Genomic DNA, 22,662 nt, shown 5'->3' on the forward strand with positions numbered 1-22,662 from the left:
GCCTTTGGCGGGGAAGGGCGGGTTCTGCGGGCTGCCGCCGCGGCGCGTGCCGTGGTGCGGCGGCAGCCCGCGGGGGAGTGGTCAACGACGCTCAACGAGGCTTGCGCCAGGGCCACTTGGGCCCGCCGTCCGGCGCCTTGCCCTCCGGGGCGTACTCGTACTTCCATCCGCTGGGCAGGCCCAGGCGGCCCACCCGTGCCGGGACACGACGGTAGACGTGCACCGTCGGCGGGCGGTCGTGGTCGTGCGGCACCGGGACCTCGTACGTCTTCGGCGGCTGGCCGGTCACGCCGACCAGGACGGGCAGCACCCGCCCGTCCAGCGGGCCCCCGACGAAGAGGGTGTTCTCGCTTCTCACGCCCTCAGTGTCACACCACCGCGCCCGGGCGGCCGGTCACAGCAGATGCCCGGCGTCGCTCACTACGGGCAGGATGCGGCGGGCCAGGTCCCCGGCCGGGCCGTCGGCGGTCTCCAGCTTCAGCGCCGCCCGCGTCACCCGCGCGGTCTGCGGGTCCGTGGCCGCGGTGGCGGTCAGCAGCGCGACGAAGTGGTCGACCAGCCAGTCCCGCAGATCGTCGAGGGCCGGCTGCTTGTCCTCGTCCAGCCAGATCAGCGAGGCGGCCTCGACGGCGGTGATCCACATGCGGACGGTCATCCGCAGCCGCAGGCCCGGCTCCGGCTCGCCCAGATGCCGCAGGATCTGGTCGGCGGCGGCGCGCCGTACCTCGTCCACGATCGCGGACGTACGGGTGGTCTCGACGACGCTGCCGCCCTGCAGCAGCGCGCTGAACCCCGCGTCGTGCTCGTCGACGAAGGCCAGATAGCGGTCCAGAGCGCGCGACAGCCGACGGGTCAGCGGTCCGGTCTCCGGCTCGGCGAAGCAGCGCTCCAGGACGTCGGCCGCGCTGCGCAGCGCGGCCTCGTACAACTGCTGCTTGCCGCCGGGGAAGTAGCGGTAGACCAGCGGGCGCGAGACCTCGGCGGCGGTGGCGACATCGTCCAGCGAGACGTCCTCGGGCGCGCGGTGCGCGAACAGGCCCAGCGCGGCGGTGAGCAGTTGGCTGCGGCGCTGCTCGACGCTCAGCCTGCGGTAGGCGGGTCGGGGTACTGCTGGGGCGGTGCCGCTGCCGTTCATGAACAGCAGCGTAACCGCCCCGGGTTCGGGCTCGCACAGGTGCTCGGGGTGTACGGGGTCCATGCCGGGGGCCTCAGGCCAGCAGTCCCGAGCTGCGCCACAGCCTGCGGCCCACACCACGCAGCACGCCGATCTCGTCCAGGAAATCGGTCAGCCGCCGGGCGCCGGACTGCATCACCTCGCGGCGGTGGCCACTGGCCTTGACCTGGGCGACCGCCGCACGCCGGTCCAGGCCCACATGGGTGTAGACGGCAGGGTTGACGAAGGCGACCGAGAAGATCCGGGCCGCCTCGCCGGAGCTGATGCGGGTCAACTCCCGCTCCCAGCGCGGCGCGGTGACCATCTGGCGGCGCAGCTCCTCGCGCGCGTAGCGCACATGCCGGGCCTCCTCGACGACATGGATGCGGGTCACTCCGCGCACGATCGTCTGCACCCGCTCGTCCGGGAACGTCAGCCGCTGCATCCAGTCCAGGATCTCCTCGCCGAGCAGGGTGCAGGCGAACGAGCCCGGGGTGGTGGAGACGGTCTTGAGGACCCGGGCGAGCTGGTGGTTGAGCCGGGAGACCGGGTACGCCGGCGCGCCACCCTTCTGGATCATGCGAGCGAACATCTTGGAGTGCCGGCACTCGTCGGCGATCTCGGTGAGGGCGTAGCGGACGTGTGCGCTGGTCACCGGCTTGTCGTAGATGTGCCGGACGAGCAGCTGCATCAGGATGATCTCGAACCAGATGCCCAGCGAGGCGAGCGAGGCCGCCTCGTGCCGGGAGAGGTCCTGCTGCTGTTCGACCGGCATCCGCTTCCACAGCGGGGTGTCGTAGAGCGAGACCAGCTCCGGCGGCCAGAACCACTTGCCCTCTTCGAGGGGGGCGTCCCAGTCGAGTTCGGTGTCGGGGTCGAAGGAGTGCTTGGCGGAGGAGTCGAGCAGCCGCTCGGCGACCTGCTCCCGGTCCTTGAGCAGGCCGAGGGCGTCCCGCAGGACCTCGGTGTCCGTCGCGGTCATCTCGGTGGGTGCGCTCGTCATGACTGTGGCTACCTCGCTAGTGGGTCAGGGCCGGCCCGCGGTCACCTCTTATGAGACTGCGTGTCAGTAAGGGCGTCAATCCCCTGCGCGCGACTTATTGACCCGTCGGTAAGAACCGTGTGAGCCTGCCAACGACCGCCCATGACAAGGCGTTTGGCGAGCCGAGGAGGCGTCCGTGTCGACCCGAGATCTCTACGTACAGGACCCTGGCGACCCCGTGTGGAAGGTGCCCGCCTCCGGTGCGGCACGCTTCAGCTGGGACTACGGCGACGGGCGCGACCGGCTGCTGGCCCTCTACCAGAAGGGCAAGGACAAGCAGTGGGACGCCACCTTGCGGATCGACTGGGATCTCGAGGTCGACCCCTTTGACCCGCTCGGCACCCCGGACGAGTCCATGTCTCTGTACGGCACCAGGTACTGGGACAAAATGACCGAGAAGGACCGCGGCGAACTGCGGCAGCACTACACCTCCTGGCAGTTCAGCCAGTTCCTGCACGGCGAACAAGGCGCCATGGTCTGCGCGGCACGGATCGTGGAATCCGTCCCGGACCTCGACGCGAAGTTCTACTCCGCCACCCAGACCATGGACGAGGCGCGGCACGCCGAGATCTACAGCCGCTTCCTCCAGGAGAAGATCGGGATGCTCTACCCGATCAACGACAATCTCCAGGCGCTGCTCTCCGACACCCTCAAGGACTCCCGCTGGGACATGCCCTACCTCGGCATGCAGGTGCTGATCGAGGGCCTGGCGCTGGCCGCCTTCGGCATGATCCGCGACACCACCACCAAGCCCCTGCCCAAGCAGATCCTCGCCTACGTCATGCAGGACGAGGCGCGCCATGTCGCCTTCGGCCGCATGGCGCTGCGCGACTACTACAAGCAGCTCACCGACGCCGAACTGCGCGAACGCGAGGAGTTCGTCATCGAGGGCTGCTACCTGATGCGCGACCGCCTGCGCGGCCTGGAAGTCCTCGAAAACTTCGGCATTCCGCATGACGAAGCCGCCGAATTCACCGAGAACTCCGAATTCCTGCACCTCTTCCGCAAGCTGCTCTTCAGCCGGATCGTGCCCTGTGTGAAGGACATCGGCCTGTGGGGCGAACGACTCCAGCGCGCCTATGTGGACATGGGTGTCTTCGAGATGGGCGACTCCAACCTCGATCTGCTCATGGCCGAGGACGAAGAACTCGCCGAAAGGCTCGACGCGGAGCGTTTCGCGGCCGAGGAGGAGGCCCGTACGGCGGAGGTCGCGGCGGCCATCGCGGAGGGCGCGGACGAGGCCTGAGCGGGGACGCCCGCGCCCCGAGCCGCTGCTCGGCGGTGGATGTCAGGCCCCGCCGTCCGGGAGCGGGTGGTGCAGGAAGTCCCGCACCCGGCGTCCGAGTTCGCCGGCCCGGTCGTACGGCATGGAGTGGTGGCCCACACCCGCCAGGGCCTCGACCCGTACGCCCGGTGTCCGTTCGGCCCGTGCGGCGACCCGGCGCAGAGCGTGCGCCCGGCTCCGCTCCGCCAGCAGCACCAGGGCCGGCACCGGCGCTCCGTCCGGCCCGGCGATGTCCGGGCGCGGCCCCGTGACCACCTTCGCGGTGCGGAACTCGGCACCGCCCAGGCCCATCAGCCGCACCAGTTCCGGCGCGGGCGGCGCACCCCGCGTCTCCCACTCCAGGAACCGCCGGGTGCTCCGTTCGCCGGGCCGTACGAACAGCGGCAGCGCATGCAGCAGGTACGACGGCCGGAACCCGGCGAAACACTGGGTGGGATCGAGCAGCACCAGCCGCTCCACCCTGTTCGGCGTCCCGGGGGAGCGGGAGGGGTGCCCCCCGGCGGCGTGCACCGCGTAACTCAGCGCGAGCCAGCCGCCGTACGAGTGCCCGAGCAGCGCGGCCGACTCCAGCCCGAGGCCGCTGAGTACGCCGTCGAGCCAGGCGAACAGATCCTCCGGCCGCCGCAGCGCCCGCCCGGAGTGCACGCTGAGTCCCGGCGCCCCGATCTGGTCCACGGCATGGACCCGGTGCGTACGGGCGAGCGCGGCGACCTGGGCGTACCAGATGGCCGAGGTCGTGCCGCCGCCGTGCAGCAGTACCAGCGGCGGGGCGCCGGCCGGCCCGCAGACATTGACCCGGGTGCTGCCGAACTCCGACAGCAGATCGAGCCGTTCCACCGGGACCGGCCAGAGCGCCATGGCCTGCTCGTAGGCGGCACGAAAGGCGGCGGAGGGGGAGTGCGCGGGAAAGCGCGTGGCGGGGGCTGCTGTCATGGTGCACCTCCGGGGCGAGGGGAGCGGAGAACGAGGGAGCGGCGCACGAGGGGGAGCGGCACACGAGGAGCCTCACCAACACCTCGTTCGGCAAGTATCTCGCTGAACGAGGTAATAATGCAGGAGTCCGGCACGGGACGTCAGGAGTGCGGCGAAAGACGTCGTGGGGCCGGGAAGGGCGCCAGGAGCGCGGAAAGGGAGGCGATGAGGCATGACGAGGCAGCAAGAACCTGACGGGTCGGGGGCACCCGATGATGAAGCGGCTGACCGGATGGAACTGGTCGAACCCGTTGAACCGGCCGGGATGGACCTGGTCCACCTGCTGCGTGAGGTGACGCTGCGACTCGACCTCGCGGGAGCGCGGTTCGCCGGCCACAACGGCCTGCACCCCACCGATCTCCGGGCCCTGATCAGCCTGCTGGACGCGGCCCGCGAGGGCGCCGAGTCCACCCCGGGCCGGCTCGGCGAGCGGCTGGGCCTGAACTCCGCCGGCACCACGGCGCTGATCGACCGGCTGGAACGGCTCGGCCTGATCCGCCGGGTCCGCGACACCCGCGACCGGCGCCGTGTCCTGCTGGAGGTCGAAGAGCGCGCGGTCACCCTGGGCCGGTCGTTCTTCGGCCCGCTGATCGACCGCACGATCGCCCTGCTGGCCACCTTCGAGGCCGGGGAACAGGCGGCGATCCGGCGGTTCCTGAGCGGGGTGCGGGACGCGGTCGGAAAGGGGTAGGCGGCGCCCGCCGCAAGTGCTCAGTGCGCGTCCGCGGGGGGCGTCGCGGGAGGACTACCGCTTACCGGACCGGGCCAGCCACCGCCCCTCGTGCCGGGACACCTCGATCGGACGGCCGAAGCACGCGGTCATCCGCTCTCCCGTCAGCACCTCGTCCACCGGGCCGCGTGCCTGCACCCGGCCCTCGCGCAGCAGCACGGCGTGGCCGATGGACGGCGACAGCTCCTCCAGGTGGTGGGTGACGGTCACGGTCGCCAACTCCGGCCGTGCCAGGGCCAGCCGGTGCAGGGCATCGATCAGATCCTCGCGGGAGGGCAGATCGAGCGCGTTGAACGGCTCGTCGAGCAGCAGCAGCCGGGGGTCGGCCATCAGGGCGCGGGCGATCAGGATCCTGGCCCGCTGGCCGCCCGAGCACACCCCGAACGGCCGCTCCGCCAGCTCCTTGCAGTCCAGCTCGGCGAGCAGCTCATGGGCGCGCTCACGGGTCGCCCCGTCGTACTTGCGCCACAACGGCTGCACGGTGCCGGTCGCCCCGGTCAGGACGACCGTGTGGCCCGTCGCGTCCTGCGGGACCTTCTGTGCGCCGGAGACCAGTCCGATGACGGCCCGCAGCTCGCGGACGTCCACGGACCCGAGCCGGTGCCCCAGCACCTCGACGGTGCCGACAGTCGGGAACATCAGCGCCCCGACGAGACGCAGGATGGTGGTCTTGCCCGCGCCGTTCGCACCGAGCAGCGCCCAGTGCTCACCGGACCGTACGCTCCAGTCGACGGCGTCGAGGATGACCTGGCCGGTGGTGTACCGCTTGACGCCGACGCCCTCCAGGGCGGCGATCACGCGGGCTTCTGCGGCGGGGGCCGGCTGCGACGAAGGCTGCGTAGCGCTCATCGCCGCAGACTAGCTGCGCACGACACCTTTCTGCGGAGGTGTCCGATGTGTGGACCCCGCCGCGGCAACGGAAACCGGCAAGGGAAGCGGGCAAGGGAAGCGGGCAAGGGAAGCGGGCAAGGGAAGCGGGCAAGGGAAGCGGGCAAGGGAAGCGGGCAAGGGAAGCGGGCAAGGGAAGTCGGCAAAGGACATACCCCGGAGCCCGGCACCCGTTACCGCTGGGCCGGCCCCAACAGCTCCCGCACCCGTGCGTACTTCGCCGTCAGCCGCTCCCGCGTCGGAGCGTCCAGCACGGCCAGCCGCTCCGGATCGGCGTTGTGCGCGAGATCGGACTCCTTGACCAGCAGCGCGCCGGGCGTGGCCAGGATGCGCGCGGTGTACTCCTCGACCGGCTCGTTGGCCCGCTTGGTGACGGCCAGGATCATCGCCTTGGTCGTCTCGCCCAGCGCCGCACCGGCCAGCCACTCCCGGCTCAGCGCCCCGTCCTCGACCGCGTCGTGCAGCCAGGCCGCGGCGATCTGCTCATCGCTGCCGCCCCGCTCGCGTACCCCCGCCGCGACCGCGGCCAGATGTTCCGCATACGGGCGGCCCGCCTTGTCGGTCTGACCCGAGTGTGCGCGCCGGGCCAGCGCCTCCACCTCGGCCAGGGACAACAGCGGGGGCGGAGCAGGTTCCATGGACGGGATCGCATCAGCCATACGGCCATTGTGACGTCAGACGGGCGCGGGGCGGGCAACCGGGCACACCGCGGAGGGCTCAGCCCAGAGCCGCCGCCATCACCGCCCGTGCGATCGGTGCCGCGCTTCCCCCGCCGCTGATGTCCGCACGGTCGGCGGCCGCGTCCTCGACCACCACGGCCACCGCCACGGCCGGCTCGTAGCCGTCCTTCTGCCTCGCCCAGGAGATGAACCAGGCATACGGCGTGCCCTCGTTGCGCACCCCGTGCTGCGCGGTGCCGGTCTTGCCACCGACCGTGACGCCCTTGATCGCGGCGAGCCGCCCGCTGCCGTGCTCGACGACGTCGACCATCATGTCCTGGAGCTGCTGCGCCGTGACGGGATTGGTCACCTGGCGGGTGGGGCGGTGGGGATCGGCCGCGACCACCACACCCCGGGCATCGGTCACCTCGTCGATGAGCGACGGCGCCGTCAGCCGGCCCCCGTCGGCGACCGCCGCCGCGACCATCGCCATCTGGAGCGGTGTGGCGGCGGTGTCGTACTGCCCGATGGCGGAGAGCGCGACCTGCGAGGCGTCCATCCGCGTATCGAAGTTGCTCGGCGCGACGAGTGAGGGGATGGACAACCGCCGGTCGTTGAAGCCGAACCGCCGGGCCGTATCGGCCATGCCGCGCAGCCCGATCTCCGCGCCCAGCCGCGCGAAGACGGTGTTGCACGAGGCCCGGAAGGCGTCCTTGAGCGAGGCGTCCTCGCAGCCCTTCGCGGCATTGCCGAGCCGGGTGTCGGTGCCGGGCAGAGGGTAGGGATCGGGCGAATCGGTGGGCGCGTCGATATCGGTGACCTTGCCGCTCTCCAGCGCCGCCGCCGCGGTGACGACCTTGAACGTGGAGCCGGGCGGATAGGTCTGGCGCAGCGCCCGGTTGAGCATCGGCTGCTGCTCTGCACCGTTCAGCCGGTGCCAGGCCTCGGTGACCCCGGCGCCGTTGCCGGACAGCTCGCCCGGGTCGTACGACGGCGTACTGACCAGCGCCAGGATCCGCCCCGTACGCGGCTCGATCGCGGCCACCGCCCCCTTCTTGTCCCCCAGCCCGTCGAACGCGGCGCGCTGCATCCGTGGGTTGATGGTGGTGTGGACGCTGCCGCCCGGCCGGTGGGCGTGGGTCAGCCGGTCCCACCACGGGAAGGTGGCGAGCCGGTCGTCGGCCCCGGAGAGGATGCCGTCCTCGGCGCTTTCCAGCAGGGAGGTCCCGTAGGTCTGCGAGGAGTAGCCGGTGACCGGCGCGTACAGCGGCCCGTCGGTATAGGTGCGCTCGTAGCGCAGCCGCCCCCCGCTGTCCCGGGAACCGGTGACCGCGCGGCCGGCGACGAGCACGGCACCGCGCGGCTGTGCGTAACGGACGATCGGCCCGCGGCGGTTGGCCGGACTGGCGCTGAAGCGTTCCGCGTCGACGACCTGCACCCGGGCGGCGTTGACCAGCAGCGCCACGAGGAGGAGGAAGGAGAAGGCCGCGGTGAGGCGGATGCAGCGGATCAACGGCCGGCCTCCGGGGAGCGCGCGTCGCGCGCGTCATCAACGGGCGCCGGTGACGGGGTGGCCGGCTGCCTGCCCTGCGCCCGGGGCGTCCTCCGCGCCTCTGACGCCCTCCGCGCCTCTGACGCCCTCCGCTCCCCGGATCCGCTCTGCTCCCCGGCGCTTCTTTGCTCCCCGGACCCCCTCTGTTCCTTGGACCCGCCCACCGCCTCCGGCACCTGGGGCTTGGCCGGCTTCAGAAAACCGACCACCCAACTCCCGGTCCCGAGTCCCGTGCCACTCCCGGGAAGGCTCGCCGCACTGCTCCTGCCGTCGTTCACGCCCGCACGCCTGGCCCCATGCGCCCCACCGCTCCCGGCCTCGTGCGCCCTCTCGTCCGCTACCCCGTCCACCGGCCCGGCGGCAGCTCCGCCCGTGGGCCCGGCGGCAGCTCCGCCCATCGGCCCGGCGGCAGCTCCGCCCATCGGCCCGGCGGCCGCTCCGTCCGCCGCCCCGTCCGCCGCGGGGCGCCCGGCAGCCCTCCCCGCCCTCCGGTTCTTCCTCCCCGCCCTCCCCCCACGCCCGGTCCCCTCCCCCTCCGCACCCGCCGGCATCCGCGCCCTGTTACTGATCCGCAGCAGCAGCGCGATGATGATCCAGTTCGTGACGACGGACGACCCGCCCTGCGCGAGGAACGGCATCGCCATCCCCGTCAGCGGAATCAGCCCCATCACCCCGCCCGCGATCACGAAGACCTGGATGGCGGGCAGCGCCGCGAGGCCCACGGCCAGCAGGCTGCCGAACGGGTCCCGCACGGCGACCGCGGCACGGTAACCGCACGCCACCAGCAGCGCGTACAGCAGAAACAGCGCGGTCAGTCCGGCCAGCCCCAGCTCCTCGCCATAGGTCGCCAGGATGAAGTCGGACTTCATGGCGAAGCCGATCAGATACGAGTGGCCCTGGCCGAGGCCGGTGCCGAACATCCCGCCGGCGGCGAACGCGAACAGCGACTGGGCGAGCTGACCTGGCCCCTTGCCCGCCGCGATACCGGCGAACGGGTGCTGCCAGTCCTCGACCCGGCTGTGCACATGCGGCTCCAGCGTGCCGACGGCAGCCGCTCCCAGGCCCGCCAGGAACAGCCCGATCGCGATCCAGCCGGTCCGCCCGGTGGCCACGTACAGCAGGACGACAAAGATCCCGAAGAACAGCAGCGAGGTCCCCAGGTCGCGTTCGAGCACCAGCACGGCGACACTGATCAGCCAGATCGCGACGATCGGCCCGAGCACCCGGCCGGTCGGGAGCCGTAGCCGCCCCATCCGGCGCCCGGTGTGCGCCAGCGCGCCGCGGTTGGCGGCGAGGTAGCCCGCGAAGAAGACGGTGATCAGCACCTTGGCGAACTCGCCCGGCTGCAGGGAAAATCCGGCGAAACGGATCCAGATCTTCGCCCCGTTGACGGCGGGAAAGAGAATCGGCGCCGCCATGAGCACGAGCGCCAGCGCCGCGCACACATAGGCGTACCGCTGCAGCATGCGGTGGTCCCGCAGCAGCACCACCACCGCCGTGAACAGCGCGACCCCGACGGTCGACCACAGCAGCTGGGTGGGCGCGGCGTGGTTGCGGGGGGTCTCCTGGTCGAGCCGGAAGATCAGCACCAGCCCGATGCCGTTGAGTAGCACAGCGGTGGGAAGCAGCAGCGGATCGGCGTACGGGGCGCGGAAGCGTACGGCGAGATGCGCCAGCAGCGCGAGCCCGCCGAGCCCCGCGCCGTAACGGATCGCGCCACCCGGCAGGGCGTGCCACCTGGCCAGCCCCACAGCCACATATCCGCAGACGCTGATCAGGACGGCGCCTAAGAGGAGGGCCAGTTCGACCCCGCGCCGCTTGGGAAGTGACGGCAAGGCTGGGGGAGTGTCCGCCGGGCGCGCGGCGGCCGTCGCCCTTGCCATTGCCGTCATGTCTGGCAACGTAGCAAGCGACGGTCGTTATTTCCGTTATGTCGGATACGACGTTCGGGCGTCCACGCGGGCGCCCTTGCGTAGGTGTGTCTCCGTGTCCGTTTCGGCGTAGATCCAGTATCCCCCGATCCGGCCCTCTCCGTCACCGTTCCCCAGGATGATCTTCGCGCCGCGAAAGGCCCCTAGCGTGGTGGCCCGGAACAGGCGCCCACCACAGGCGCCGCCCGCGTACGCCGCCCGCGTACGCAGCCCACGCAGACCACGTATGCAGCCCGCGTACGCAGATCATGGAGCGAACGTGACAGACGACAACAGCACGGCGGCCCTGTCGGCGGAACTCATCCGCATGGCTCAGGCGGACCAGAGTGCTTCACCCGGCGCGAACAGCGACAATTCCGCGGAGCAATTGGCCTGGCGTCGACTCACCGCGCAGCACGGCGACCGGCTCCACCAGATCATGGACGAGTACGGCTGGCCGACGGCGGAGCTGGTCGGTGACGATGCCGCTCGCGGGGCCTGGCTGGTTGCGCAGCACGCCGACCGTCAGCTCGATGTGCAGCGGCGTGCGCTCCGGCTCATGGAGCAGGCGGTGGAGGCGGGCTCGGCAAGCCCGCGCGAGCTGGCTTTCCTGCGCGACCGGACGCTGGTGAACGAGGGCCGCAAGCAGATCTACGGCACACAGATCGCGGGGGTCGCCGAAGGCGCACCCGTCCCGTGGCCCTGCGAAGACCCCGAGGGCATGGACGCCCTGCGAGGCGAGGTGGGCATCGAGCCCTTCGACGAGTACGTCGCCCGGTTCGCGACGAGCTGAGGCGCGACTCGGGACCGCCGGGCGCCCGGCCTCAACACCAGCGAGGCGCCTCCCCGTCGCTCACGATGTCCCGCCGGGAGGACCAGGCGTACGACGCATCGGAGAGCTTGTACCAGACCGGGTTCCCCTCGATGCGCTCCGCCTTGACCCGGCAGACGATCCCCACCCTGGACCCGTACTCCTTCGAACCGACCACGCGGTAGCGGGTGCTCGGGCCGATGCGCACCACCAGCCCGTCCTCGGCGACGACATGGCCTTCGGACACGGCGAAGTTGTCGCCCTCGCTCCCGTCGGACGCCAGGGCGGGGCCGGCCGCGACCACGCCGGCCAGCACACCGGAAAGAGCACAAAGGGCGAACAGGCCGAACAGGCCGCGCTTACCGGACTTCGACTGCGGAAACATGCGCTTCCTCCTGCGAAGGGGAGAGTCCGAGGGGGTTGATTCCCTGCGGGATGAGATGAGCGAAGCTGCCGGGCGTCACCTGACGGACGGGTCGGGGCCTGCGCCCCGCCGGTGCGGTGCCTGTCGCACCCTTCCCCGGCTGTGAGTGCGGCTTCCCGCTACCGCGCCGCTCTCTCGCACCGCGCCGGGGCCGCCGCTCACTTCGTTCCCTCCTCACGCTAAAGAGGCGCCGGAGAGTCCGCAACTCGTCACAATCCGTAGTTCTTCGCGTCGGTCGCCCCTGCCCATTCGGCTCCGGGCGCCCACGTCGGGCAGCGGAACCATCCCCTCCTGCCCCTCTCCTGCGCCTCTCCCGCCCCTCCTGCCCCCTCCCCTTCCCCCGCCCCCAACGCGCCCTCGGGAAGGAGCCCTTGGCGCACCGACCGCCCGAACCGGCCGCACACCCCACCCGCGTCCGCAACCCCACACTCATCTCCGCACGTGCTCACCCACCTCCGAACCCGCTCGCCCGCCCCCGCAACTACTCACCCAGCACTGCAAACCGCCGCCCGGAACCACGGCCGGCTCCCCTCGGCCGGCGGGGCGGCGACGGGCGCGGGAGGCCGGCGGCAGGAGGGGTGGCCGTGAGGTCCGCGGAAGAGGCGTGCCCGAGGCGTGCCCAAGGGGAGGAATCAGGGGACTCGGGGGCACCTCGGGGGTGTCTCAGGGGCACCTCAGGGGCCGCTCGGGGTCATTCCGGGTTGTTCCGTGAACGTGCCCAATGGCACTTTGTAAACTCGTCCAGACCGAATAGAAGAAGAAGGCCGAGGCCGAGCTCGTCACGCTGATGCGGGCGACCGAAGACATCGGTCGATGGCATGGACCAGTGCCATGACCACCGTAAGCGAGGGGCTATGGCGTACGTCACACCGGTGCACGCCGAGTGGAGGTTCCGTGCTGCCCCGGCCGCCTTGGGCCGCGGAGCGCGGGGGGCCGTCCCCCTCGACGAAAGGCAGTATTAGCGTCATGACGACTCTCCGTTCCCGGATCATCGCCTGGGCCGGCCGTATGTATCTGGCGAGAACCCGGAAGAAAGGCTTCGACCTGTCTCGAATGTCTTTCTTGCCCGAGTCCGTCCTGATGCCATTGCGACGCGATGGACTCAACCCGGTGGGCGATCTGGCCGCCGTCCGGGAGCGGGAGCCGGTCAGTAAGCTCCCCGTGCCGATTGCCGCCAACGTCTGGCTGGTGACCGGCTACGACGAGGTCAAGGCGGTCCTCGGGAAGGCCAATGCCTTCAGTTCGGACTTCACCAACCTCGTCGGCAAGGCCGGCGCCGGTGCCGAACAGAACCCCGGTGGTCTCGGATTCGCCGACCCGCCGGTGCACACCCGGCTGCGCCGTCTCCTCACGCCCGAATTCACCATGCGCCGCCTCAGCCGGCTCACCCCTCGTATCCACGAGATCGTCGAAGAACGCCTCGATGCCATGGAAAAGGAGGGCAAAAACGGAGATCCGGTCGACATCGTCCACTCTTTCGCCCTCCCCATCCCTTCCCTCGTCATTTGCGAACTCCTCGGCGTCCCCTATGAAGACCGCGCCGACTTCGAACGCCTCAGTGCCGCCCGTTTCGACCTTTTCAGTGGCGCAAACGCCTCCTTCGGTGCCATATCCGAATCCCTTTCCTATTTCCGGGACATCGTTAAAAAGCAGCGCGAAAACCCGGGCGACGGCCTGCTCGGGATGATCGTGAAGGAACACGGCGACTCGGTCAGCGACGAAGAACTCGCGGGCCTCGCCGACGGCGTCCTCACCGGCGGCTTCGAAACCACCGCCAGCATGCTGGCCCTCGGCACCCTGGTCCTCCTCCAGGACCCCAAGCACTTCGCGGCCCTCCACGACGGCGACGACGTCGTCGAGGGTTACGTCGAGGAACTTCTCCGGTACCTGACCGTCGTCCAGGTCGCTTTCCCGCGCTTCGCCCGTGAGGACCTGGAAATCGGCGGCGTCGCGATCGCCTCCGGAGATGTGGTGCTGTGCTCCCTGAGCGGCGCGGACCGGGACGGCAAACTGGGCCCGGAAATGGAACAGTTCGACCCCACCCGCAATGTCCCCTCCCACCTCGCCTTCGGCTACGGAATCCACCGCTGCGTAGGCGCCGAGCTGGCCCGCATGGAACTCCGCGCCGCCTACCCCGCTTTGGTGCGCCGCTTCCCGAACATGCGCCTCGCCGCCACACCGGAAGAACTGGAATTCCGCAAACTCTCGATCGTCTACGGAATCGAATCCCTCCCGGTCCGGCTGGACGGCTGACCACACCCCCGGCCCGGCGCCCCGGATCCGCCCGGGCACCTGGCCGAGGGGCCGGGCGCCCGGCCCCCGCCGGGAATTCCTCGTCACCGCTTCCCTCGCCAGGCACCGCACTCATCCGTGATACGGACCCGGACCGGCTGCGATACGAACCCGGACCGGCTGCGATACGGACCCGGACCCGGACCGGCGGCCCTACCGACCGCCGCGATCCGGCCCGGAAGAGCGTCCCGGAAAAGCGATTGACGCCCGCCCGCGCCCGGCGATCGGATGGCGTGCCATGAGCCCAGCGCCGACGCATCCCGGACTCCACCCCATCGACGACGACCTCGTACGGCGGCTGATCGCCGGGCAGTTCCCGCAGTGGGTGGGGCTGACGGTGGAGCGGTTCCCGTCCGGCGGCACGGTCAACGCCATGTACCGGCTGGGTGAGGGCATGGTCGTACGGCTGCCGCTGGTGAAGGGCGGAGCCCGGGACATATCGATGGAGCAGGAGTGGCTGCCCCGCCTCGCGTCCCGGCTGCCCACGGCCATCCCCGAAGTACTCGGCGCCGGGGAGCCCGCCGAGGGGTATCCGTGGCCCTGGTCGGTGTACCGGTGGCGGGCGGGCGAGAACCCCGAGGCGGGGGCGCTGAGCGAGCCCGTGCCGCTGGCCGGGGATCTGGCCGGGTTCGTGACGGCGATGCGGAACATCACCCTGCCGCAGGCGCCGAGGGCCCACCGCGGCGGGCCGCTCGCCTCACTCGACGCATCGACCCGCGCGGCGATCGAGGAACTGCGCGGGATTCCGCAGGAGGCTGTCGACTGCGATGCCGTGGCCGCCGTTTGGGAGGACGCGCTGCGGACGCCGGACCGGGAAGGGCCGCCGGTGTGGCTGCACGCCGATCTGATGCCCGGCAATCTGCTGGTGGACGGCGGCAGGCTGACCTCGGTGATCGACTTCGGGTGTATGGGTCTGGGCGATCCGGCCTGCGACCTGTTCCCGGCATGGAACCTGCTGCCGGCCGACGCCAGGGAGGCCTTCCGCGAGGCGCTTGGCGTGGACGACGCGACCTGGCATCGCGGCCGTGGGCGGGCGCTCTCACAGGCGTTGATCGCGCTGCCGTATTACCGGACGACGAACCCGGCGATGGCGCACAACGCCCGGCACGTGATCCGCGCGGTACTGGGAGAAGGCTGAGCCCGGCACCGGGCGGAGGGCTGTGATGTCAGCCCTCCCGGCATCACGGCTCGCAACGACGGGCTCGGTGACCGCCGTAACTGCGGCCGTCCGAAGGCGTTTCGGGAAATCCCCTGACACATCAGCGGCACCGATCGATGAGAAGCGACGCGGGTGGTCCGGCGGACGCAGGACTGCCTCGGGCGGCACACGCCCGCACATACGCGAAGACCCCGGCCTCAGTGTTTCCACTGGTGACGGGGTCTTTGGGCACCTCATGAAGGGTGCCCCCGGCAGGATTCGAACCTGCGCACACGGCTCCGGAGGCCGTTGCTCTATCCCCTGAGCTACGGGGGCGTTGCCGCCTGTGTTCCTGTGGCGACGGGTAGAACCCTACCAGCTCTGATGGGGTGTTCATGAACAGGTTTCGCGGGTGGCGGGGGAGGGGGTCGGGAGGGGCTGGGGGACCTCGTGCCGGAGCTTGTAGCGCATCGCGGGGAGGTGGCGGTGGCGGTCGGGGAAAGGTCCCTCGCACGGGGGCGGAAGTGGGGAAAACCGGGACGCAGTCTCAGGCGGGGTCCTAGTCTCATGGTGTGCCTGGCTTGTCCGGTCGGATCCTCGTTGTCGACGACAACAAGGTGATCCGGCAGTTGATCAGGGTCAATCTCGAGCTGGAGGGCTTCGAGGTCGTGACCGCGGCTGATGGTGCCGAGTGTCTGGACGTGGTGCACCACGTGAGACCTGATGTCGTGACCCTTGATGTGGTGATGCCGCGGCTCAACGGGCTGCACACCGCGGCGCGGTTGCGTTCCGATCCGCGGACGTGGGACATCCCGATCGCCATCGTCAGCGCATGTACCCAGGGCGAGGTGGACAACGGCGAGTCGGTGGGGGTGGACGCGTTTCTTGCGAAGCCGTTCGAGCCGGCGGAGCTGGTGCGGACCGTGGGGATGCTGGTGCGTGAGAGGCGCCAGCGGGAACGTGGGCTCGGGGGCGGGGTCGAGGACGGGGACGGGGACGGGGAGAGCGACGGGGGCGGACGTGTGGCGGAGCGTGGCGCTTCGTCCGGTGGAGCCGCTTCGTCCGGCGGAGGCGCGGCGCCCGGTGGGGTCACGGCGTCCGGTGGAGTGCCGGCGTCCGGTGGGGTCGGCATGGTGGATGCGGGTGGGGAGTAGCGCGCTCCGCGTGCTGTGAGCCCGGGGTGTGGTGCTCAGATGTGTGCCGGAACCTTCCTGGGGCGTCGCGCGGAGTGTCCACAGGGCGAAACCGGGTCGCAGACCTACCCCCGGTCTCCCATACGCTTGTCCTGTGACCCCCGCTGAGCTCTCCCGCACCGTCCTGCGCTCCGTGCGTGGTGCGGTGGAGGAGCAGGAGCTCTCCGTGCCGGTGCCGGCGCGGATCGTCGTCGGGCCGCCGCCGCGGCCCGGGTGCGGGGACTACGCCTCCAACGTCGCGTTGCAGCTCGCCGGGCCGGCGGGAAGGCCGGCCCGCGAGGTCGCCGAGATCCTGCGGAAGCGGCTGGCCGGCAGCGCCGGGATCGCCCGGGTCGAGATCGCCGGGCCGGGTTTTTTGAACTTCACCCTGGGGGACGGGGCGCTGACCGCGCTCGTACGTCAGGTGCTGGCGCAGGGGGACGGCTACGGCGGGACGTGGGCGGAGCAGAGCCCTGATGTCTTCGGTGAGGTCGTCGACGGAGCGTTCCGTGCGGTGGCCGGTTGTGCGGCGGGCGGTGCCCGTGAGGCCGTTGTCGGCGAGGTGCTGGCGCGGATCGACGCGGCGGCCGGGACCGGTGGCCGCCGGGACGGTGGCCGCCCCGCTCTCGTGCCCGTTGCGTACGACCTCGCCACGCTCACCGCCCGGCTCGGCTCCGACGAGGCCCGCTGGGCGCTGTTGCGGCCGGCCGCGCACGATCCGGTGCGGGTGCCCGAGCGGCCCGTGCAGCGCGAGAGCAATCCGCGCTTCCGGGTGCAGTATGCCCACGCGAGGGTGCGGGCGCTGGTGCGGAACGCGGGTGAGCTGGGGTTTGTGAGCGAGCCGGGGGACGTGGGGCGACCGGCGGGGGCCGGCGGGCCCGCGCCCGCGGCCCGGCGTGCGCCGGAGCAAGCGCCACAGCGGTCCGCCCCCGAATCCGCACCTGCCGCCGCGGGGCCCTTCCCCTGTCTCCAAGCTCTGCAGACCCTGCTGGCCACCTACCCCTCCGTCATCGATGCCGCCGCGCGGCTGCGGGCACCGGACCGTGTGCTGCGGCATCTGGAGGCGACCGCGGACGCGTTCTTCCGGTGGCATGACGACTTCCCGCCGCTGCCCGTCGGGGAGCAGAAACCCTTGGCCGTGCATCGTGCCCGGCTGGCCCTTGCCGAGGCCGGCGGGACGGTGCTCGCCAACGGCCTGCGTCTGCTCGGCATCTCCGCTCCCGCCCACCTCTGAACGACTTCGAGGGGATCTCCACAGCCATGAGCCGCTCCGCGCACCCTGCAGGGCCCCGGCATGCTGACGTACTGCCCGAGGGGCACTACGCCGGGCCGCCCGCCGATCTCAATACCCTCGACCCGCGGGTCTGGTCCCGTACGGTCTCCCGCAACGCCGACGGTGTGGTCACCGTCGGCGGGCTGGACGTCGCCGCGCTCGCCGCGGAATTCGGCACTCCGGCGTACTTCCTGGACGAGGACGACTTCCGGGCCCGCTGCCGGGCGTGGAAGGACGCCTTCGGGCCGGGGGCGGATGTGTTCTACGCCGGGAAGGCCTTCCTGTCGCGGGCCATCGTCCGCTGGCTGAACGAGGAAGGGCTCAATCTCGACGTCTGCTCCGCCGGCGAACTGGCCACGGCGCTGGCGGCCGGAATGCCGGCCGAGCGGATCGCCCTGCACGGGAACAACAAGAGCACCGAGGAAATCACCCGCGCCGTGGAGGCGGGGGTCGGACGGATCGTGCTCGACTCGTTCCAGGAAATTGTGCGGGTCGCACATATCGCGCAGCGGCTGGGCAAGCGGCAGCGGGTGCAGATCCGCGTCACGGTCGGTGTCGAGGCGCATACGCATGAGTTCATCGCGACCGCCCACGAGGACCAGAAGTTCGGTATCGCGCTGGCGGACGGGCAGGCCGCGGAGGCCGTACGCCGTGCGCTGAAGCTGGACGGGCTGGAACTCATCGGGATTCACAGTCATATCGGGTCGCAGATTTTCGACATGGCGGGATTCGAGGTGTCCGCGCGTCGCGTGGTGCAGCTGCTGACCGAAGTGCGTGACGAGCACGGAATCGAGCTGCCCGAGATCGATCTGGGGGGCGGGCTCGGCATCGCGTACACCTCGGACGACGATCCGCGGGAGCCGCACGAGATCGCGTCGGCGCTGGGCGACATCGTGAGCAAGGAGTGCGCGGCGGCGGGACTGGGCGTGCCGCGGCTGTCGGTCGAGCCGGGACGGGCGATCGTGGGCCCCACGGCCTTCACGTTGTACGAGGTCGGCACGGTCAAGGAGCTGGAAGGCCTGCGGACGTACGTGTCCGTGGACGGCGGGATGTCGGACAACATCCGCACGGCGCTCTACGACGCGGAGTACAGCGTGGCGCTGGTGTCGCGCACCTCCGATGCCGCGCCGATGCTCTCGCGCGTGGTGGGCAAGCACTGTGAAAGCGGCGACATCGTCGTACGCGATGCCTTCCTGCCGGCCGATGTGGCGCCGGGGGATCTGCTCGCGGTGCCGGCCACCGGTGCGTACTGCCGTTCCATGGCGAGCAACTACAACCACTCGCTGCGGCCGCCCGTTGTCGCGGTAAAGAATGGTCAGGCCAGGGTGATCGTCCGGCGGGAGACGGAGGAAGATCTCCTGCGGTTGGATGTCGGGTAGAACCGGATCGCCGGGTCCCGGACCCGGATGAAATAAATGTCTCGGCATCTGGACGTGGGGCGGAAACCACCGTCCGGTGCGTGAGACTTGTGCATGAGCAAGCTGGAATTCGCTGATCGATGAGAAGCAGAGGTCAAATGATGCGTACGCGTCCGCTGAAAGTGGCGCTCCTGGGCTGTGGTGTTGTCGGCTCAGAGGTAACGCGCATCATGACGACGCACGCCGATGACCTCGCCGCCCGTATCGGTGCGCCGGTGGAGCTCGCCGGGATCGCCGTCCGCCGCCCCGACAAGGTGCGCGACGGCGTCCCGGCCGAGCTGGTCACCACCGACGCGACCGCGCTGGTCAAGCGGGGCGATATTGATGTCGTGATCGAGGTCATCGGCGGTATCGAGCCGGCCCGTACGCTGATCACCACCGCCTTCGAGCACGGTGCGAGTGTGGTCTCCGCCAACAAGGCGCTGGTCGCGGCGGACGGTGCGGCGCTGCATGCGGCGGCCGAGGCCAATGGCGCGGACCTCTACTACGAGGCCGCCGTCGCGGGCGCGATTCCGCTGGTACGGCCGCTGCGCGAGTCCCTGGCCGGCGACACGGTCAACCGGGTGCTCGGCATCGTCAACGGCACCACCAACTTCATCCTCGACAAGATGGACTCGACCGGCGCCGGCTACAGCGAGGCGCTGGACGAGGCGACCGCGCTCGGCTACGCCGAGGCCGACCCGACCGCCGACGTCGAGGGCTTCGACGCCGCCGCCAAGGCCGCGATCCTGGCCGGTATCGCCTTCCACACCCGCGTGACCATCGACGATGTGCACCGCGAGGGCCTGACGGAGGTCACCGCGGCCGATATCGCCTCCGCCAAGCGGATGGGGTGCACGGTCAAGCTGCTGGCCATCTGCGAGCGGGCCGCGGACGGAGCGTCGGTGACCGCGCGGGTGCACCCCGCGATGATTCCGCTGACGCATCCGCTCGCCTCCGTCCGCGAGGCGTACAACGCGGTCTTCGTCGAGGCCGAGGCGGCCGGCCAGCTGATGTTCTACGGGCCGGGCGCGGGCGGCGCGCCGACCGCCTCCGCGGTCCTCGGCGACCTCGTCGCGGTCTGCCGCAACAAGCTCGCCGGTGCCACCGGACCGGGTGAGTCCGCCTACACCCGGCTGCCCGTCAGCCCCATGGGCGCGGTCGTCACGCGGTACCACATCAGCCTCGACGTGGCCGACAAGCCCGGTGTTCTCGCTCAGGTCGCCACGATCTTCGCGGAACACGGCGTATCGATCGATACGGTCCGTCAGTCGGGCAAGGACGGCGAGGCATCCCTCGTCATCGTCACCCACCGAGCGGCGGACGCGGCCCTGTCGTCGACCGTCGGGGCTCTGCGCGAGCTCGACACCGTCCGTGGTGTCGCCAGCATCATGCGGGTCGAAGGGGAGTAAAGGAACCCATGTCTGCCAATTCCACTGTGACCACGGCAAGCAGCCAGTGGCGCGGAATCATCGAGGAGTACCGCGACCGGCTTCCGGTCAGCGACACGACCGAGGCCGTCACCCTCCGGGAGGGCGGCACCCCTCTCGTCCCGGCCCAGGTGCTCTCCGAGCGCACCGGCTGCGAGGTGCACCTCAAGGTCGAGGGCGCCAACCCCACCGGCTCCTTCAAGGACCGTGGCATGACGATGGCCATCACCCGGGCCAAGGAGGAGGGTGCCAAGGCGGTCATCTGCGCCTCCACCGGCAACACCTCCGCCTCGGCCGCCGCCTACGCGGTCCGGGCCGGCATGGTCTGCGCGGTGCTCGTCCCGCAGGGCAAGATCGCGCTCGGCAAGATGGGCCAGGCGCTGGTCCACGGCGCGAAGATTCTCCAGGTCGAGGGAAATTTCGACGACTGTCTGACGCTGGCCCGGCGGCTGTCCGACAACTACCCGGTCGCACTTGTGAACTCCGTGAACCCGGTGCGGATCGAGGGCCAGAAGACCGCGGCCTTCGAAATCGTCGACATGCTCCGCGATGCGCCCGACATCCATGTGCTGCCCGTCGGCAACGCCGGCAACATCACGGCGTACTGGCGGGGCTACCAGGAGTACGCGGCCGACGGCATCGCCTCGCACACCCCGCGGATGTGGGGATTCCAGGCCGCCGGCAGCGCGCCGATCGTGCGCGGTGAGGTCGTCAAGGACCCGCAGACCATCGCCACCGCCATCCGTATCGGCAACCCCGCCTCGTGGTCCTTCGCGGAGCAGGCCCGGGACGAGTCCGGGGGCTTCATCGACTCTGTGACCGACCGTCAAATCCTGTCCGCCTACCGCCTGTTGGCCGCGCAGGAGGGGGTCTTCGTGGAGCCCGCCTCGGCCGCGTCCGTCGCCGGTCTGCTCAAGGCCGCGGAGGAGGGCAAGGTCGACCCCGGCCAGCGCATCGTCTGCACGGTGACCGGCAACGGCCTCAAGGACCCGGACTGGGCGGTGGCCGGAGCGCCGCAGCCGGTCACGGTCCCGATCGACGCGGACGCCGCGGCGGAGCGCCTCGGCCTCGTCTAGGCGGCCCGGCGCCCCCTGTGCGGGGGGCGCCGCCGTACGGCAGGACCTGCGCGTACGGCACCCGGTGACGGGACCGCCCCTGTCCCGTCACCCCCGCAGCAAAGTGTGCAAAGGCTGCAAAGCCCAGGGAAGGCGGCGTCGGGGCACAGGAAGGCGCGCGACACGCATCGTGCGCCTCCTGTGCGCCCTATGTCGCGACAGAACCTTCCTTCGATAGGCTGGAGCCAACTCCCCTCCCCACGGCATAACGCAGTGGCGTTCAGGGCAGGTCAGAACAGACCCCACGAGCCGGCCGGGCACTTCGGTGCCGCGGCGCTGTGTGGGCCAGTACCGCAGTATCAATCAAGGAGAGTCATCGAGCGATGGCCGGTCCCGCGTTCCGCGCCGCCGCCGTCCGGGTGCGCACCCCCGCTACCAGCGCCAATCTCGGTCCCGGCTTCGATGCCCTGGGTCTTTCCCTGGGCCTGTACGACGATGTCGTGGTGCGCGTCGCCGATACCGGCCTGCACATCGACATCGCAGGTGAGGGCGCCGACTCCCTGCCGCGCGACGAGAGTCATCTGCTCGTCCGGTCGATGCGCACCGCCTTCGAGCTGCTCGGCGGACAGCCGCGCGGCCTGGAAATCGTCTGCGCCAACCGCATTCCGCACGGCCGCGGCCTGGGGTCGTCCTCCGCCGCCATCTGCGCGGGCATCGTCGCCGCCCGCGCGGTGACGATAGGCGGTGAGCAAAAGCTCGACGACACCGCGCTGCTGGAGCTGGCCAACGAGATCGAGGGCCACCCCGACAATGTCGCCGCCTGTCTGCTGGGCGGTTTCACGCTCGCCTGGATGGACACCGGCACCGCCCGCGCGATCCGGATGGATCCCGCAGATTCCATCGTTCCGGTGGTCTTCGTCCCCGGAAAGCCGGTGCTGACCGAGACCGCCCGTGGACTGCTGCCGCGCACCGTCCCCCATGTGGACGCCGCGGCCAACGCCGGCCGCGCCGCACTGCTCGTCGAGGCCCTGACCAGGCGCCCCGAGCTGCTGCTCGCCGCGACCGAGGACCGACTCCACCAGGAATACCGGGCTCCCGCGATGCCGGAGAGCGTGGCCCTGGTGAACCGACTGCGTGCGGACGGCGTCCCTGCAGTCGTGTCCGGTGCGGGCCCGACGGTGCTCGCGCTGGTCGAGGACGCGGCGGCCGAGAAGGTCGCGGCGCTGGCGGGAGAGGGGTGGGCGGCCAACCGGCTGACCCTCGACGCGGCGGGCACCTGCGTGCTGCCGCTCGCCGGGTGATCACGCGGGTGATCGACGATTGCCGGTCTTGGAGAGGGGGAATGTTTGTTGGACCCGGTAGTGTTAACCTCAAGTCAGTACTCGACGCCTGAGCGGCGCGGTGCTTCGTGTCCCCCATAGGGACCACCTTCTTCCGGGAGCCTCCCAAACTGCTTGGAGCCATGGCCTGAGCAGGAGT

19 protein-coding genes, 1 tRNA gene and 1 pseudogene are annotated in these 22,662 nt (G+C 70.8%); 11 read left to right on the forward strand and 10 right to left on the reverse strand.

What is annotated here, in order from left to right:
- Positions 1-91 precede the first annotated feature (91 nt).
- From ACGFR7_RS06835 to ACGFR7_RS06845, 3 genes are all read right to left on the reverse strand, one after another.
- Complete coding sequence (locus ACGFR7_RS06835) at positions 92-358, reverse strand: hypothetical protein (RefSeq protein ID WP_393313938.1); 267 nt, start codon at positions 356-358, stop codon at positions 92-94.
- A 36-nt stretch (positions 359-394) separates the two neighbouring features.
- Positions 395-1,135, reverse strand: coding sequence for a TetR/AcrR family transcriptional regulator (locus ACGFR7_RS06840; protein ID WP_393313941.1), 741 nt, complete (start codon positions 1,133-1,135; stop codon positions 395-397).
- A gap of 73 nt (positions 1,136-1,208) precedes the next feature.
- Positions 1,209-2,156, reverse strand: coding sequence for a diiron oxygenase (locus ACGFR7_RS06845; RefSeq protein ID WP_393313944.1), 948 nt, complete (start codon positions 2,154-2,156; stop codon positions 1,209-1,211).
- 175 nt (positions 2,157-2,331) lie between these two features.
- Here ACGFR7_RS06845 and ACGFR7_RS06850 point away from each other — a divergent pair, with 175 nt between their 5' ends.
- The gene (locus ACGFR7_RS06850) at positions 2,332-3,441 is read left to right on the forward strand and encodes a ferritin-like domain-containing protein (protein WP_393313947.1); all 1,110 of its coding nucleotides are present in this window, start codon (positions 2,332-2,334) and stop codon (positions 3,439-3,441) included.
- Positions 3,442-3,483: 42 nt separating this feature from the next.
- Here ACGFR7_RS06850 and ACGFR7_RS06855 read toward each other — a convergent pair whose 3' ends face one another.
- Complete coding sequence (locus ACGFR7_RS06855; protein WP_393313950.1) at positions 3,484-4,413, reverse strand: alpha/beta fold hydrolase; 930 nt, start codon at positions 4,411-4,413, stop codon at positions 3,484-3,486.
- Positions 4,414-4,624: 211 nt separating this feature from the next.
- On the opposite strand from ACGFR7_RS06855, the gene ACGFR7_RS06860 reads away from it, so the two are divergent.
- Positions 4,625-5,143 carry a MarR family winged helix-turn-helix transcriptional regulator gene (locus ACGFR7_RS06860; protein WP_393313952.1) on the forward strand — a complete coding sequence of 173 codons (519 nt, stop codon included), beginning with the start codon at positions 4,625-4,627 and terminating at the stop codon, positions 5,141-5,143.
- A 54-nt stretch (positions 5,144-5,197) separates the two neighbouring features.
- Here the strand turns inward: ACGFR7_RS06860 and ACGFR7_RS06865 are convergent, their stop codons facing one another.
- From ACGFR7_RS06865 to ACGFR7_RS06880, 4 genes and pseudogenes are all read right to left on the reverse strand, one after another.
- Complete coding sequence (locus ACGFR7_RS06865; RefSeq protein ID WP_393313955.1) at positions 5,198-6,031, reverse strand: ABC transporter ATP-binding protein; 834 nt, start codon at positions 6,029-6,031, stop codon at positions 5,198-5,200.
- A gap of 212 nt (positions 6,032-6,243) precedes the next feature.
- A complete protein-coding gene (locus ACGFR7_RS06870; protein WP_393313958.1) occupies positions 6,244-6,729 on the reverse strand; it encodes an HD domain-containing protein in 486 nt (161 codons plus the stop codon).
- A 58-nt stretch (positions 6,730-6,787) separates the two neighbouring features.
- Entirely contained in the window at positions 6,788-8,242 is a 1,455-nt protein-coding gene (locus ACGFR7_RS06875; RefSeq protein WP_393313961.1) for a penicillin-binding transpeptidase domain-containing protein, read from the reverse strand.
- A gap of 584 nt (positions 8,243-8,826) precedes the next feature.
- Positions 8,827-10,164, reverse strand: a pseudogene (locus ACGFR7_RS06880) (FtsW/RodA/SpoVE family cell cycle protein); the annotation flags it as partial.
- Positions 10,165-10,471: 307 nt separating this feature from the next.
- Here ACGFR7_RS06880 and ACGFR7_RS06885 point away from each other — a divergent pair.
- Positions 10,472-10,984 carry a DUF6624 domain-containing protein gene (locus tag ACGFR7_RS06885; protein ID WP_393313964.1) on the forward strand — a complete coding sequence of 171 codons (513 nt, stop codon included), beginning with the start codon at positions 10,472-10,474 and terminating at the stop codon, positions 10,982-10,984.
- 31 nt (positions 10,985-11,015) lie between these two features.
- On the opposite strand, the gene ACGFR7_RS06890 is transcribed toward ACGFR7_RS06885, so the two are convergent.
- Positions 11,016-11,387: a hypothetical protein gene (locus tag ACGFR7_RS06890; RefSeq protein WP_393313967.1), complete on the reverse strand. Its 372-nt coding sequence runs from the start codon at positions 11,385-11,387 to the stop codon at positions 11,016-11,018.
- Between the two features lie 1,005 nt (positions 11,388-12,392).
- On the opposite strand from ACGFR7_RS06890, the gene ACGFR7_RS06895 reads away from it, so the two are divergent.
- A complete protein-coding gene (locus tag ACGFR7_RS06895; RefSeq protein WP_393313970.1) occupies positions 12,393-13,679 on the forward strand; it encodes a cytochrome P450 in 1,287 nt (428 codons plus the stop codon).
- 277 nt (positions 13,680-13,956) lie between these two features.
- The gene (locus tag ACGFR7_RS06900) at positions 13,957-14,856 is read left to right on the forward strand and encodes an aminoglycoside phosphotransferase family protein (RefSeq protein ID WP_393313973.1); all 900 of its coding nucleotides are present in this window, start codon (positions 13,957-13,959) and stop codon (positions 14,854-14,856) included.
- Between the two features lie 264 nt (positions 14,857-15,120).
- Here the strand turns inward: ACGFR7_RS06900 and ACGFR7_RS06905 are convergent.
- A tRNA-Arg gene (locus ACGFR7_RS06905) sits at positions 15,121-15,192 on the reverse strand.
- Between the two features lie 236 nt (positions 15,193-15,428).
- Between ACGFR7_RS06905 and ACGFR7_RS06910 the strand changes: the two genes are divergently transcribed.
- From ACGFR7_RS06910 to thrB, 6 genes are all read left to right on the forward strand, one after another.
- Positions 15,429-16,010, forward strand: a complete 582-nt coding sequence (locus ACGFR7_RS06910) for a response regulator (protein ID WP_393313976.1) — start codon at positions 15,429-15,431, stop codon at positions 16,008-16,010.
- A 133-nt stretch (positions 16,011-16,143) separates the two neighbouring features.
- Positions 16,144-17,262: an ArgS-related anticodon-binding protein NrtL gene (nrtL, locus tag ACGFR7_RS06915; protein WP_393313979.1), complete on the forward strand. Its 1,119-nt coding sequence runs from the start codon at positions 16,144-16,146 to the stop codon at positions 17,260-17,262.
- Positions 17,263-17,288: 26 nt separating this feature from the next.
- The gene (gene lysA, locus ACGFR7_RS06920; protein WP_393313982.1) at positions 17,289-18,680 is read left to right on the forward strand and encodes a diaminopimelate decarboxylase; all 1,392 of its coding nucleotides are present in this window, start codon (positions 17,289-17,291) and stop codon (positions 18,678-18,680) included.
- Between the two features lie 137 nt (positions 18,681-18,817).
- Positions 18,818-20,110: a homoserine dehydrogenase gene (locus tag ACGFR7_RS06925; protein WP_393313985.1), complete on the forward strand. Its 1,293-nt coding sequence runs from the start codon at positions 18,818-18,820 to the stop codon at positions 20,108-20,110.
- A gap of 8 nt (positions 20,111-20,118) precedes the next feature.
- On the forward strand, positions 20,119-21,204 hold the full coding sequence (gene thrC, locus ACGFR7_RS06930) for a threonine synthase (RefSeq protein ID WP_393313988.1): 1,086 nt from the start codon (positions 20,119-20,121) through the stop codon (positions 21,202-21,204).
- A gap of 362 nt (positions 21,205-21,566) precedes the next feature.
- Positions 21,567-22,484, forward strand: coding sequence for a homoserine kinase (thrB, locus tag ACGFR7_RS06935; protein ID WP_393313991.1), 918 nt, complete (start codon positions 21,567-21,569; stop codon positions 22,482-22,484).
- The last annotated feature ends 178 nt before the right edge of the window (positions 22,485-22,662 follow it).

The organism is Streptomyces sp. NPDC048516 (assembly GCF_043199875.1).
GTDB lineage: Bacteria > Actinomycetota > Actinomycetes > Streptomycetales > Streptomycetaceae > Streptomyces.